Here is a 13,043-nt window from a genome sequence, read left to right on the forward strand (position 1 = left end):
AGCTTATGCCCGGCTATTGGCGCGGCATCCATCGAAAGTAGGAAACGCCGCCCCACCCTTGGCTGGTCCGGGAACCGTCCTGCTCGACGATGGTTTCCGGGGTCCGCGAAGACACAGTGGAATCATGTTCGTCGCACTCAGAGATCTGCGGGCCGCCCGCGGCCGCTTCCTCCTCATTTCCCTGGTGGTCACGCTGGTCGCGCTGCTGGTGAGCTTTCTCAGCGGCCTGACGGCCGGATTGGCGCACCAGAACATTTCCGCCATCCAGTCCCTCGAGACCAGCACGGTCGTCTTCTCCGACACCGGGTCCTCCCCCTCCTTCGACGCCTCCACCTTGAGCACCGAGCAGGTGCAGACGTGGCAGGCGGCGGGCGGCACCGTCGATCCGATCGGCATCAGCCGCACCCGCGCCACCCTCGACGGCGCGTCGCCCACCCAGGTGGCACTGTTCGGCGTCCAGGGCACGCCATTCGGCAAGCGCGTGGCAACCGATCCGGGCTCGGTGATCCTGTCCAAGGCCGCCGCCAAGGACCTCGACGCCAAGACCGGCGACACCGTCGAGCTGGGCGCGGCCTCCTACACCGTGCAGGGCGTGACCGATGACGACTGGTACGCGCACACCCCCGTGGTGTGGATGACGTTGGCGGACTGGCAGTCCCTCAACCCTCACGCGGGCGCGGCCACCATCCTCGCGGTGTCCGGCGTGAGCGATCAGTCCGCGGTGAACGCGGCCGCGCACACCACCACGACCAGCAGCAAGGACTCGCTGTCCGCGATGTCGTCGTACCAGGCCGAGAACGGGTCGCTGACCCTCATGACCGTCATGCTGTTCGCCATCTCGGCGCTGGTGATCGGCGCGTTCTTCACGGTGTGGACCGTGCAGCGGCAGCCGGACATCGCGACGCTGAAGGCGCTGGGCGCGACCACCGGCTCCCTGATCCGGGATGCCCTGAGCCAGGCGCTGATCGTGTTGCTGCTCGGCGTCGGCGTCGGTGTCGGACTGACGGCCGTGGCGGGCGTATTCATGGGCGGCGCAGTGCCGTTCGTGCTCAGCGCGAGCACCACGCTGTTCCCGGCCGCGGCGCTGATCGCGCTCGGCCTGCTCGGCGCCGCCTTCGCACTGCGATTCCTCGTCACCACCGATCCCCTCACCGCCCTCAACCAGGCCCGCTGATGACCACACTCCCCCTGCCTCCCAGGAGCATTGCGATGACCAACGCACTGACCGTCTCCGATCTGACCCTCACCTTCCCGGACGGCACGGACCGCATCACCGCCCTCGACCACGTGAACCTGCGCGTGGGCGGCGGCGAGATCGCGGCCATCACCGGGCCGTCCGGCTCCGGCAAGTCGACCCTGCTGGCCACCGTCTCCACCCTGCTGCGCCCCGATTCAGGCCGGGTGGAGCTCGAAACCGTTACGGGCACCATCGATCTCGCCTCGCTGAGCCGACGCGACGCCGCGACGCTGCGTCGCAGCTCGATCGGCATCGTGTTCCAGCAGTCCAATCTGGTCCCGGCGCTGACCGCCGTCGAGCAGCTCGAGGCCATGGTGCACCTGGGGCAGAACTGGTTCGTCTCGCCCGCCAAGCGGCGCACAGCCCGTTCGCGCGCACGGGATCTGCTGGCGGCCGTGGGACTCTCGGGGCAGGAGAACAAGCGGCCGGCTCAGCTCTCGGGCGGGCAGCGGCAGCGGGTGAACATCGCGCGCGCCCTGATGAACGACCCGTCGCTGCTGGTCATCGACGAGCCGACCAGTGCGTTGGATCAGGAGCGCGGGGCGGCCATCATCGATCTGATCGTCGGGATCGTTCGGGAGCATGGAGCGTCGACGTTGCTGGTGACGCACGATCTGTCGCATCTGGATCAGATGGACAGCGTGTATCGAATGGTGGATGGCGTTCTTACACAACATAATACGGCATTGGCGGCTTGAAATATTCAGGGATGCCGGACAATTCAGGTTCCTATGTTATTGCGACAGCAATAGAATAGAGGTTTGAATTCGAAGGGGGGAAGCGCTGGAGAGCTGCGGATCGATCCCTGCACGAAACCAGCGGGGCGGGGGACCTGGTGCCGTTCCTGCGCCGGACGTTGGGATTGTCGAAGTATGACGCATCGGTGCGAGTGAAGATCACCCGCACCGCCACCGCCGGTGTCATCGACTCGAAGACCCTCGAGGCCGCCGCCCGCCGCGACGCCGGTCAGCGCACCCACGACGCCCTGTTCGCGCTGCTGCAGCCCGGAGTCGCCCCCGCCGAGCTCGGCTCCCACCGCGGTCTGCCAGTCCAGGGCATCCTGACCCACGCGGGGTTGGTTTTTTATCTTTTGGCTTCTATTGCACGGACGGCGCGATCACGGATTTTTCGCAGCTCGTCTGCTAGTTGCTGGGGGCTGTGCACTTCGAATTCGACGCCCAGCTCCAGGAGGCGGTGTGCTACCCATGCGGGGAGGTCGTCTCGGGACATGTTCAGGGCGCAGGTGTTTGGTCCGTGCGGGACGATGTCGCCGGGGGCTTCGCCCAGGCGGCCGATCACGGCTTCGGCGGGGGCGGCGATGTCGACTTGGAAGTGCAGGGTTGGGGTGCCCCAGTCGGTTCGCTCGCCGGTTACGTAGGCGGCGGGGTTGGCGGCGGGGAGGTCGCGTGGGGTGAAGCGGGCGCCGGTGGGGTGGAGGCGGTGGATTCGGTCGGCGCGGAAGACGCGCCAGTCGTTGCGGTCTCGGTCGAAGGCGACCAGGTACCAGCGGTGCCGGTGGGGGACCAGCCCGACGGGCTCGGTGTTGCGGCGGGTTTCGGTGCCGTTGGCCGCTTCGTAGGCGAAGCGGATTCGCTCCCTGTTGGTCACGGCCGCGGCCAGGGCGGTGAGGAGCTCCGGGTCGACGGGGGTCGCGCCGGAGCGGGGCGGGACGGTGGCGGCTCCCAGGACTCGCACCCGGCGGCGCAGTTTGGCGGGGAGTACCTGTTCGATCTTGGCGAGCGCCCGGACCGACGCTTCCTCGATGCCGGCGATGGCGGAGCCCGCGGCCGCCCGGAGACCGACCGCGATGGCGACGGCCTCCTCGTCGTCGACCAGCAGTGGCGGCATGGCGGCCCCGGCGACCAGGCGGTACCCGCCGGTGGCGCCCATGGTGGCCGCGACGGGGTAGCCGAGGTCGCGGAGCCGGTCGATGTCGCGGCGGACGGTGCGATCGGTGACGCCGAGACGTTCGGCGAGTTCGCTGCCGGGCCATTCACGCGGGGTCTGCAGCAGGGACAGCAGCCGCAGCAGTCGTGCCGACGTGTCGCTCATACCCGCCATCCTCCGCTCGAAATAGGACGAGAATAGTCCTATATGGCTCCTACCGTGGTCAGCGGATCGCCCGCCCGACGTCAGGAGTCACGATGACCAGCACCGATATCCGCCCGTTCCGCATCGCCATCCCGCAGTCCGATCTCGATGACCTCCTCGACCGGCTGGCACGAACCCGCTGGACCCGGCAACTCCCGGGACAGGGCTGGGAGCGCGGCGTCCCGGTGGCCTATCTGCGCGAGCTGGCCGAATACTGGCGCACCGAATTCGACTGGCGCGCACAGGAAGCGGCGCTCAATGAATTCCCGCAGTTCCTGACCGAGATCGACGGGCTGGACGTGCACTTCCTGCACGTACGCTCGGACGCCCCGGACGCGCTGCCGCTCATCCTCACTCACGGCTGGCCGAACAGCTTCGTGGAGTTCACGAAAACCATTCCCCTGCTGACGAATCCGCGAGCGCACGGCATGGAGTCGGCGCAGGCGTTCCATGTGGTGATCCCTTCGGTGCCGGGTTTCGGATTCTCGGCGGCGCCACGCGAACCGGGCGTGCGGCCACGGCAGGTGGCCCGCATGTGGGTGGAGCTCATGGCCCGCCTGGGTTACGACCGCTACGGCGCGCAGGGCGGGGATCTGGGTGCGTACGTGGTGCAGGAGATGGCGATCGCCGCCCCCGGCCACCTGATCGGCGTGCACATCGACGGCGGCATCGGCTTGCCCACCGAGGCGGACGTCCCGACCATGACGGCCGAGGAACGCGCCGAGTGGGAGTTCATGCAGAAGTGGCAGTCCGGCGTGAATCACCATGTCCTGCTCCGCCAGGCGCCGCAGACCTTCGCGCACGCCTGGACCGATTCCCCCGTCGGCCTGCTCGCGTGGCTGGTCCACAAGTTCGACGAGTTCTCCCCACTGGCCGACCGGCTGGAGGACGCCGTGGACCGCGACCAGCTGCTGACCAATGTCAGCGTCTACTGGTTCTCCGATACCGCCGCCACCTCGTCCTGGCCCATGTACAACGGACTGGGCGACCATGGTTTCGCATGGCCGACCGGCCAGAAGCTGGTCCCGGTCGGCGTGTACGCCGGGGGCTCGCCGCTCATGCGCCGGCTCGCCGACCGCGACAACACCATCGTGCACTGGCCCGAGGGCAACACGGGCAACCACTTCCTGGCCATGGACGTTCCCCGGGCGCATGTGGCCGATATTCAGGCCTGTTTCGGCAAGATCCACCGAGCCCGCCATATTTGACCGATTGGTCTTGAAAGTCGTAGTGTCCTCGCCATGGCGAGGACCAAGGAGTTCGATCCGGACACCACGCTGCGCCGCGCTCTCGAATTGTTCTGGGAGCGCGGCTATGAGGCGACGTCCATGTCGGATCTGGTTGAGCATCTTGGGATTGCCAGGGCGAGCATCTACTCGACCTTCGGCGGCAAGCGCGACCTCTACCTGAAGGCCCTCCAGCGCTACCTCGAGACCACCGATCCGGTGATCATGAACGAGCTGTCGCAGCCGGGTCCGGTGCTGCCCGCGGTACACGGGCTCGTGCAGCGGTTCGTGCGCGAAGCATCAAGTCCCGATTCATCTCTGGGCTGCCTGGTCGTGAACAGCGCCGTCGAGTTGGCGCACTGCGACGAGGCGGTGGCGCGGCTCGTGGAGTCCAGCTGGGCGCACCTCGAGACGACATTGACTTCCGCGCTGCTGCGCGCCCGCGCGCAGGGCGAGCTGGCCGCGGACGCGGACCCGCGCGCACTCGCCCGATTCCTTCTCGTCTTCTTCCAGGGAGTCCGCGTCATCGAGCGCACGCCGGATTCGGCTGCACGCCTGCAGGATGCGGCCCGCGTGGCCGTATCCGTTCTCGGCTGAACAGGTTTCCCATTCATCCACAGCCTTCCCCACTGCCCACATTCGGGAACGATCATTCCTAAAAAGGAGTTGCGAACCGTCATGACCACCCGATTCGATGACAAAACTGTGCTGATCACCGGCGGCGCGGGCACGATCGCGGGCGCGACCGCCCAGGCCTTCGCCGATCTCGGCGCCACGGTGGTGCTGGCGGGCCGTGATGCACAGCGGCTGGCCGACGCGGCCGGACGAGTTCGGCCGGCGGGCGGCGCGGTGGACCACCTGGTCGCCGACGTCACCGACGGCTACCAGGTGGCGGCCATGGTCGAGGAGGTCGTGCGCCGGCACGGCGGCCTGCACGTGGCCTTCAACAATGCCGGAATTCTGGGCACGCCCGCCCCGGTCGGCGAGCTGGAGGATGCCGACTGGCACCGGGTGCTCGATGTCAACCTGACCGGCATTTTCCTGTCGATGAAACACGAGATCGCCCATATGCGCGGCAATGGCGGCGGCGTCATCGTGAATATGGCCTCGAATATCGGCACGCACGGCCGCCGTCCGGGTCTGGCGGCCTACGCGGCATCCAAAGCGGCGGTCAGCGTGCTGACCCAGACCGCGGCGCGTGACCATATCGGTGACGGTATTCGCATCAATGCGGTCAGCCCGGGTGCGACCGATACGCGAATGTCCTTCCGCCCGGGCGAAACACGCGCGGATCGCGATGCGCGCGTGGCGTCGGCAATTCCGCTGGGCCGGGTCGGGGATCCGGCGGAGATCGCGGCGGCCGTGGTGTGGCTGGCCTCCCCGGAATCCGCTTTCGTCATCGGCCACGATCTGGTGATCGACGGCGGCGCTACGGCGTGATCTCACCGTTTGTCCAACGGGTACGGCGAGCTTCCAATAGCGGAATCGAAGTGGGGTGTTGAACCGGCAGACACGTCCCTGTCATCTGCGCTGACTAATGTGCTGGGAATTCGCAGGTCGCGTTATAGGAGTCGCGATGAGGGACACACTGCCATCCAAGAACCAGGTCCTCGAGGCTTGCCGAGGTTCTGGTCAGCCCGGTCATCCACTACTACGCGCGGCGCAGGATCTGACCGCGCTGCACGAGCGCCTGCTCAGTGCCGAACCGGCCCAGCTGATCGAACTCGACACCATCCGGACGGATCTGGTGCATCAGATCGACTGCTGGGTGACCGCGCAATTGCCGCCGTCACATGGCGCGGCCCGGGTGCACACCGAAACCCTGGGCGCGGTCATCGATCGGCTGGCCCGGTTCACCGCCACCGCCTATGCGGCGCTGGCGCGCGAATCCGGCGGCCGGGAACTCACGATTGCCTGGGAGCACCTGGCCGAATTGGCGGTCGGATATGAGGACTTGGCGTCGGAAGTGCGCACCGGGCGTCGTCGTCTACCCGGTGCACACTGATCCACCTCACTTCGGCTTGCGCGCGGCGTACCAGTCCAGGAGTTCGGGGACGTCGACGGCCGTGGGGGCCACCACCGTGGACACCTCCGCGCCCTGGAACAGTTTCTTGATCGGCACTTCCAGTTTCTTACCGGTGCGAGTATGCGGAATACCGGGGGCCGCGATGATTTCGTCCGGCACATGTCGCGGGGACACTTCGGCGCGAATGGTCGCATTGATGCGGGACCGCAGCTCGTCGGTCAATTCGGTCCCGGGGGTCAGCACCACGAACAACGGCATCCAGTAGCCGCCGTCCGGTTGTTCGGCGCCGATGACCAGTGCCTCGGCGATTTCCGGTATACGTTCCACCGCCTGATAGATATCGGCGCTGCCCATCCGGATGCCCTGCCGGTTCAGGGTGGAGTCGGAGCGGCCGTGCACCACGATGCTGCCGTGTTCGGTAATGGTGATCCAGTCGCCGTGCCGCCACACACCGGGGAACATCTCGAAATAGGCGTCGCGATAGCGGGCGCCGTCGGGATCGTTCCAGAAGGACACCGGCATGGACGGCATCGGCTTGGTGATGACCAGTTCGCCGACCTCGTCGCGCACCGGATTGCCCTGCTCGTCCCAGGCGTCCAGGGCCACGCCGAGGTACGGGGCGGACAGCTCGCCGGGCCAGACGGGCACGGTGCGGACGCCGCCGACGAAGGCGGACACCACATCGGTGCCACCGCTGATCGAGGCCACCGGCACCTGCTCGCCGACATTGTCGCGCAGCCACAGCGAGGACGACGGGGGCAGCGCGGAGCCGGTGATGCCGACCAGCCGCAGGGCGGACAGGTCGTGGTCGGTGCGCGGCACGGATCCGGCCTTGGCGCAGGCCAGCACATAGCCGGGGCTGGTACCGAGGACCGTCGCGCCGGTACGGGAGGCCAACTGCCACAGCGCATCCGGCGTCGGCGCGGCGGGGCTGCCGTCGTAGCAGACGATGGTCGCGCCCACCAGCAGTCCGGCGACCTGGAAGTTCCACATCATCCAGCTCGGGCTGGTGTACCAGAAGAACGTGTCGTCCGGACCGATATCCGATTGCACGGCAACGGCTTTGAGGTGCTCGAGCAGCACGCCGCCGTGCCCGTGCACGATGCCCTTGGGCTTGCCGGTGGTGCCGGAGGAGTACAGCACCCACAGCGGGTGCGCGAAATCCACCTCCTCGATCGGGAGCACGACGAACTCGTCACCGGGATCGACGCTCTCCCAGGGCAGGGTGCCGGGCACCTCGAGGCCGAGGCGCGGCACCAGCACGGTCGCCGCCAGCGAGGGCAGTCCGGCGCGCAGGGCGGCGATATCGGCGCTCTTGTCGTGTGCCTTGCCGCCGAACCGGTAGCCGTCGGCGGTGACCAGTACCTTCGGTTCCAGCTGCCCGAGCCGGTCGAGCGCGGCCTGGGCGGAATAGTCCTGGCCGCAGGCGCTCCAGACGGCCCCGATGCTGGCGGTGGCCAGGAAGGCGATGACGGCCTCGGGGATGTTCGGCAGGTACCCGGCGACCCGGTCGCCGGGTCCGACGCCCTGCGCGCGCAGGGTGTGGGCGAAGGCGGCGGCGGTGGCGATCAGTGCGGCCCAGGAGATCTCGGTGATCTCGCCGGTCTCGTCGACGGACAGGATGGCGGGCCGGTCGTCGCGGACCTGCCGCATCACCTGCTCGACGTAGTTCAGCGTGGTGCCCGGGAACCACTGTGTGCCGGGCATTTCCGTGCTCCCGAGCACCTCGTCGGAGCGCTCGCCGAGATCGAAGTAGTCCCAGATCGCGCCCCAGAAGCCGGGCAGGTCGTCCACCGACCACTGCCACAGGGCTCGATAGTCCGGCAGGGACAGCCCGGTGCGCTTCTCGACGAACAGCGCGAAGCTGGTCACCTGTGCCTCGGCGATGTCCTGATCGCTCGGCACCCACTGTGGTTCCACCGCAATACCTCCTACGACGCGAATCCCGCGCTGCCGGCCGTGGCGGCCCGCTGCACGATTCGCTCGGCATGCCGGATGACCGGCATGTCCACCATGCGCCCCTCGAAGGTGAAGACACCCCGATGGTTCGGCGCTTCCGCCAATAGTCTGCGCGCCCAGTCGACTTCGCCGGGCGTCGGCGCGTAGGCGGTCCGGATGACCGGTACCTGGCTGGGGTGGATGGCCACCTTGGCGTCGAAGCCGATGGCGACCGCGTCCTCCGATTCGGCCGCCAGCCCGGTCAGATCCGGAATATCCAGGTACACCGAGTCCAGCGCGAACTTGCCGTACGCCTTGGCGGCCAGCAGGGATTGGGAGCGCACGTGCCGCGCTACATCCCGGTAGCCGCCGTCGGCGTGCCGGCTGGAGTTGCCGCCGAGCGCCGCGACCAGATCCTCCGCGCCCCACATGACGCCGATGGCATTGCGCACCATGACCGCCCGCCCGACTGCGAGCGCGCCCAGCGGGGATTCGATGAGCGCGATCACCTCGTAGTCGGTCAGCCGCGTGATCTGTTCGGCCGATTCGCATTTGGGCAGCATGATGCGCCGGTACTCGGTGCGCGCCAGGGCGTCCAGGTCGAGCATGTGCTCGAAGGTGCCCGCGGCATTGACGCGGACGACGGTGCGTTCGGGGTCCAGCGGGGTGGCGATGAGCGCCTCGCGGGCCGCCGCCTTGTCGGCCTCGGCGACGCCGTCCTCGAGGTCGAGGATGACCACGTCGGCCGCGGCGAGGGCCTTGCCGTAGCGCTCGGGCCGGTCCGCGGGGCAGAAAAGCCAAGCGGGGCCGGGCATTTCCCAACTCATGCCGGTTCCTCCAGCGGGCTGGATGTCGGGCTCCGTCTCACCAAGGTTTTCCGGGCGGCGGTGGCCACGATGTCGCCGTGCTGATTGCGCCCGGTGTGCGCGAAGGTCACGATGCCCTCGCCCGGGCGGCTCTTGGACTCCCGCAGGTCGGTCACCACGGTCTCGGCGTACAGGGTGTCGCCGTGGAAGAGCGGCTTGGGGAAGGCGATCTCGGAGAAGCCGAGGTTGGCCACGATGGTGCCCTGGGTCAGCTGCGCCACCGACAGGCCCACCAGCGTGGACAGCGTGAACATGGAGTTCACCAGCCGCTGATGGAACGGCGGCAGCGCGTCGGAGAACGCCGCGTCCAGGTGCAGGGCCTGGGTGTTCATGGTCAGCGTCGTGAACAGCACGTTGTCGGCCTCGGTGATGGTACGGCCGGGCCGGTGCTCGTACACCACGCCGATTTCGAACTCGTCGAACCACAAGCCGCGCTGGACGACCCGCTTCACCTCGGCGGTGCCCGTTTGTCGCTCGCTCACAGGCCGAGCTCCCGACCGATCAGCATCAACTGCACCTCCGTGGTGCCCTCACCGATTTCCAGGATCTTGCTGTCGCGATAGTGCCGCGCCACAGCATATTCGTTCATGAAGCCGTAGCCGCCGAAGATCTGCGTGGCGTCGCGGGCATTGTCCATGGCGGCCTCGCTCGCGACCAGCTTGGCGATGGCGGCCTGCTTCTTGAAAGGCTTGCCGGACAGCATGAGCGCGGCCGCGTCGTAGTAGGCGGTGCGGGCCATGTGGGCGCGCGCCTCCATGCGGGCGATCTTGAAGGCGATGGCCTGGTTGCTGCCGATGGCGCGGCCGAAGGCCTCCCGCTCCTTGGCGTAGCGCACGCTCTCGTCCACGCAGCCCTGCGCCGCGCCGACCGACAGTGCCGCGATGGCGATCCGGCCCTCGTCGAGAATGCGCAGGAAGTTGGCGTAGCCGCGGCCGCGCTCGCCGAGCAGGTTCTCGGCGGGCACCCGGACGTCGTCGAAGCTGAGCGGGTGGGTGTCGGAGGCGTTCCAGCCGACCTTGTTGTAGGCGGGTTCGGCGGTGAAGCCGGGAGTGTCGGTCGGCACGATGATCGTCGAGATCTCCTTCTTGCCGTCCACTCCCCCGGTGACCGCGGTGACCGTCACCAGCCGGGTGATGTCGGTGCCCGAGTTGGTGATGAACTGCTTGGAGCCGTTGATGATCCAGGTGTCGCCGTCCAGCCGCGCGGTGGTGCGGGTGCCGCCCGCGTCACTGCCCGCGCCGGGCTCGGTGAGGCCGAACGCGCCCAGCGCGCGCCCGCTGGCCAGCAGCGGCAGCCACTCCGCCTTCTGCTTGTCGTTGCCGAAGCGGTAGATGGGCATGGCGCCCAGGGAGACACCGGCCTCCAGGGTGATGGCCACGCTCTGGTCGACCTTGCCGAGCTCCTCGAGGGCCAGGCAGAGCGCGAAGTAGTCGCCGCCCATGCCGCCGAACTCCTCCGGGAACGGCAGGCCGAACAGGCCCATGTCGGCCATGCCCGAGACCACCTCGTAGGGGAAGCTGTGCTCGGCGTCGTGCTTGGCGGCGACCGGGGCCACCACCTGGTTGGCGAAATCGCGGACGGTGAGGGCGAGTTCGCGGTACTCGTCCGGCAGCGTTCCGGTGGACAGGAAATCGGTCATGACTGGGTGTTCTCCTCGGCGATGATGCGAGCCAGCGGCTGTTCGAGTTTCACCTGCGCGCCGGGCTCGACCAGCAGTTCGACGCGGCCGGCAACGGGTGCGGTGAGGGTGTGTTCCATCTTCATGGCCTCCACGACCACGATGGGCGTGCCCGCGGCGACGAGCTCGCCGTCGGCGGCCGGGGTGGCGATGACCGAACCCGGCATGGGGCTCTGGATCTCGGCGTCGCCGACATGGGCGTCGCCGCCGCGGACATCGGCCTCGGCGACCTCGCGCAGCAGCGCGGTGCCGGTGCGGTCGGCGACCCAGATCTGACCGGACCCGGTGGCGACGCGGAAGCGGGTGCGCAGGCCGTCGAGGGCCAGCATCAGCGAATCACCGTCGGATTCCACTGTCAGGGCGTGCTTTTCGCCGCCCTCGACCCAGGCCGTCGCCTGCTCCGGGGTCCCGGACAGGTACACGTGGGCGGTGCGGTCGCCACCGATGAGGCGGATGCCGACGGGCGCGTGCGCGCCGACCCGCCAGCCGGTGGGCTGCTGCCACGGATCGACCGGGGCGGCCGGCCAGCGGCGCAGCCAGAGTTCGGCCGCGGCCGCGATGAACTGCTCGTCGCTGACCGGTTCGGGCGTGAAGTCCACGGCGCGGCGGTCCAGCAGACCGGTATCCAGCTGTCCCGCACGGACATCCGGGTCGGCGAGCAGGAAGCGCGCGAAATCGGTATTGGTGCGCACGCCGAGGATCTGCGTGTCCCGCAGGGCCGCATCGAGTTTGGCGATAGCGGCGGTGCGGTCGGCGGCGTGGGCGATGACCTTGGACAGCATCGGGTCGTAGTCGCTGCCGACCACGGTGCCGGCGCGCAGGCCCGAATCCACCCGCACGCCTGGGCCTTCCGGCTCCGACAGTGCGAGCACGGTGCCGCCGGTGGGCAGGAAGTCGCGGCCCGGGTCCTCGGCGTAGACGCGCGCCTCGATGGCGTGGCCGGTGAGCCGGATGTCGTCCTGCGCGGCCGCCAGCTTCTGCCCGGCCGCGATGCGCACCTGGCACTCCACCAGATCGACGCCGGTGACCAGCTCGGTGACCGGGTGCTCGACCTGCAGGCGGGTGTTCATCTCCATGAAGAAGAACTCGTCCGGCTGGTCGGCGGAGACGATGAACTCGACCGTGCCCGCGCCGACATAGTCGACACTGCGCGCGGTATTGCAGGCGGCCGCGCCGATCCGGGCGCGGGTCTGCGGATCCAGCAGCGGCGAGGGGGCCTCCTCGATCACCTTCTGGTGGCGGCGCTGCAGGCTGCACTCGCGCTCGCCCAGGTGCAGCACGTGGCCGAACTGGTCGGCCAGGATCTGCACCTCGATGTGTCGGGGGCGGGTGACGAAGCGCTCCAGGAACAGGGTGTCGTCGCCGAAGGCCGCGCCGGCCTCGCGGCGGGCGCTGACCAGGGCGGCGGGCAGGTCGGCCGGATCGTCGACCCGGCGCATACCCTTGCCGCCGCCACCGGCGGACGGCTTCACCAGCACCGGGTAGCCGATCTCGGTTGCGGCGTCGATCAATTCGGCGTCGGTGAGGCCGGGCTTGGCGATGCCGGGCACCACCGGCACGCCGTATTCGGCCACCGCGTTCTTGGCGGTGATCTTGTCGCCCATCACCTCGATGGCGCGGGCGGAGGGGCCCAGGAAGGCGATGCCCGCGGCCTCGAGTGCGGCCGCGAAGGCCGAATTCTCCGACAGGAAGCCGTATCCCGGGTGCACGGCCTGCGCACCGGAGCGCACGGCGGCCGCGACCACGTTGTCGATGCAGAGATAGGACTCGCGCGCGGGGGCCGGGCCGAGGCGGACCGCGGTATCGGCCTCGCGCACATGGCGGGCGTCGGCGTCGGCGTCGCTGTAGACCGCGACCGATCGAATCCCCATGGCGCGCAGGGTGCGAATGACCCGCACCGCGATCTCGCCGCGATTGGCGACCAGCACGGTGTCGAAGGCGACGGGTTGCGCTTTGTCGGAGACAAAGGAGGACATCGTGT

12 protein-coding genes are annotated in these 13,043 nt (G+C 68.6%); 6 read left to right on the forward strand and 6 right to left on the reverse strand.

The window, feature by feature from the left end; translation table 11 throughout:
* The first annotated feature begins 124 nt into the window (after nt 1-124).
* Nucleotides 125-1,174 (forward strand): ABC transporter permease, encoded by a 1,050-nt coding sequence (locus ABZV44_RS15605; protein WP_354836412.1) that lies wholly within the window; start codon nt 125-127, stop codon nt 1,172-1,174.
* A 35-nt stretch (nt 1,175-1,209) separates the two neighbouring features.
* Entirely contained in the window at nt 1,210-1,935 is a 726-nt protein-coding gene (locus ABZV44_RS15610) for an ABC transporter ATP-binding protein (protein ID WP_354836414.1), read from the forward strand.
* A 385-nt stretch (nt 1,936-2,320) separates the two neighbouring features.
* On the opposite strand, the gene ABZV44_RS15615 is transcribed toward ABZV44_RS15610, so the two are convergent.
* Nucleotides 2,321-3,289, reverse strand: coding sequence for a YafY family protein (locus ABZV44_RS15615; RefSeq protein ID WP_354836416.1), 969 nt, complete (start codon nt 3,287-3,289; stop codon nt 2,321-2,323).
* A 92-nt stretch (nt 3,290-3,381) separates the two neighbouring features.
* Between ABZV44_RS15615 and ABZV44_RS15620 the strand changes: the two genes are divergently transcribed.
* From ABZV44_RS15620 to ABZV44_RS15635, 4 genes are all read left to right on the forward strand, one after another.
* A complete protein-coding gene (locus tag ABZV44_RS15620) occupies nt 3,382-4,536 on the forward strand; it encodes an epoxide hydrolase (RefSeq protein ID WP_354836418.1) in 1,155 nt (384 codons plus the stop codon).
* Nucleotides 4,537-4,569: 33 nt separating this feature from the next.
* Nucleotides 4,570-5,151, forward strand: a complete 582-nt coding sequence (locus tag ABZV44_RS15625) for a TetR family transcriptional regulator (protein ID WP_354836420.1) — start codon at nt 4,570-4,572, stop codon at nt 5,149-5,151.
* A gap of 81 nt (nt 5,152-5,232) precedes the next feature.
* Nucleotides 5,233-5,994 (forward strand): SDR family oxidoreductase, encoded by a 762-nt coding sequence (locus ABZV44_RS15630; RefSeq protein ID WP_354836422.1) that lies wholly within the window; start codon nt 5,233-5,235, stop codon nt 5,992-5,994.
* A gap of 136 nt (nt 5,995-6,130) precedes the next feature.
* Nucleotides 6,131-6,559 carry a DUF4254 domain-containing protein gene (locus ABZV44_RS15635; RefSeq protein WP_354836424.1) on the forward strand — a complete coding sequence of 143 codons (429 nt, stop codon included), beginning with the start codon at nt 6,131-6,133 and terminating at the stop codon, nt 6,557-6,559.
* 6 nt (nt 6,560-6,565) lie between these two features.
* On the opposite strand, the gene ABZV44_RS15640 is transcribed toward ABZV44_RS15635, so the two are convergent.
* Genes ABZV44_RS15640 through ABZV44_RS15660 form a run of 5 tightly spaced genes read right to left on the reverse strand, consistent with a single transcriptional unit; the run spans nt 6,566 to nt 13,038 of the window.
* A complete protein-coding gene (locus tag ABZV44_RS15640) occupies nt 6,566-8,500 on the reverse strand; it encodes an acetoacetate--CoA ligase (protein ID WP_354836426.1) in 1,935 nt (644 codons plus the stop codon).
* 11 nt (nt 8,501-8,511) lie between these two features.
* Entirely contained in the window at nt 8,512-9,345 is an 834-nt protein-coding gene (locus tag ABZV44_RS15645) for a CoA ester lyase (protein ID WP_354836428.1), read from the reverse strand.
* Nucleotides 9,342-9,866 carry a MaoC family dehydratase gene (locus ABZV44_RS15650; RefSeq protein ID WP_354836430.1) on the reverse strand — a complete coding sequence of 175 codons (525 nt, stop codon included), beginning with the start codon at nt 9,864-9,866 and terminating at the stop codon, nt 9,342-9,344. Before ABZV44_RS15650 ends, ABZV44_RS15645 begins: the two co-directional genes overlap by 4 nt.
* Nucleotides 9,863-11,023 (reverse strand): acyl-CoA dehydrogenase family protein, encoded by a 1,161-nt coding sequence (locus tag ABZV44_RS15655; protein ID WP_354836432.1) that lies wholly within the window; start codon nt 11,021-11,023, stop codon nt 9,863-9,865. Before ABZV44_RS15655 ends, ABZV44_RS15650 begins: the two co-directional genes overlap by 4 nt.
* Nucleotides 11,020-13,038: an acetyl/propionyl/methylcrotonyl-CoA carboxylase subunit alpha gene (locus ABZV44_RS15660; RefSeq protein ID WP_354836577.1), complete on the reverse strand. Its 2,019-nt coding sequence runs from the start codon at nt 13,036-13,038 to the stop codon at nt 11,020-11,022. The genes ABZV44_RS15655 and ABZV44_RS15660 overlap by 4 nt, the downstream gene beginning before the upstream one ends.
* Between the last annotated feature and the right edge of the window lie 5 nt (nt 13,039-13,043).

This window comes from Nocardia sp. NPDC004860 (assembly GCF_040609015.1).
Taxonomy (GTDB): Bacteria; Actinomycetota; Actinomycetes; order Mycobacteriales; family Mycobacteriaceae; genus Nocardia.

Excerpts from the sequence above, each read along its gene's own strand:
- ABZV44_RS15630 (WP_354836422.1), top strand. The coding sequence starts at position 5,233 with ATGACCACCCGATTCGATGACAAAACTGTGCTGATCACCGGCGGCGCG.
- ABZV44_RS15610 (WP_354836414.1), top strand. The coding sequence starts at position 1,210 with ATGACCAACGCACTGACCGTCTCCGATCTGACCCTCACCTTCCCGGAC.
- ABZV44_RS15660 (WP_354836577.1), bottom strand. The coding sequence starts at position 13,038 with ATGTCCTCCTTTGTCTCCGACAAAGCGCAACCCGTCGCCTTCGACACC.
- ABZV44_RS15655 (WP_354836432.1), bottom strand. The coding sequence starts at position 11,023 with ATGACCGATTTCCTGTCCACCGGAACGCTGCCGGACGAGTACCGCGAA.
- ABZV44_RS15625 (WP_354836420.1), top strand. The coding sequence starts at position 4,570 with ATGGCGAGGACCAAGGAGTTCGATCCGGACACCACGCTGCGCCGCGCT.
- ABZV44_RS15620 (WP_354836418.1), top strand. The coding sequence starts at position 3,382 with ATGACCAGCACCGATATCCGCCCGTTCCGCATCGCCATCCCGCAGTCC.
- ABZV44_RS15645 (WP_354836428.1), bottom strand. The coding sequence starts at position 9,345 with ATGAGTTGGGAAATGCCCGGCCCCGCTTGGCTTTTCTGCCCCGCGGAC.
- ABZV44_RS15615 (WP_354836416.1), bottom strand. The coding sequence starts at position 3,289 with ATGAGCGACACGTCGGCACGACTGCTGCGGCTGCTGTCCCTGCTGCAG.
- ABZV44_RS15605 (WP_354836412.1), top strand. The coding sequence starts at position 125 with ATGTTCGTCGCACTCAGAGATCTGCGGGCCGCCCGCGGCCGCTTCCTC.
- ABZV44_RS15635 (WP_354836424.1), top strand. The coding sequence starts at position 6,131 with ATGAGGGACACACTGCCATCCAAGAACCAGGTCCTCGAGGCTTGCCGA.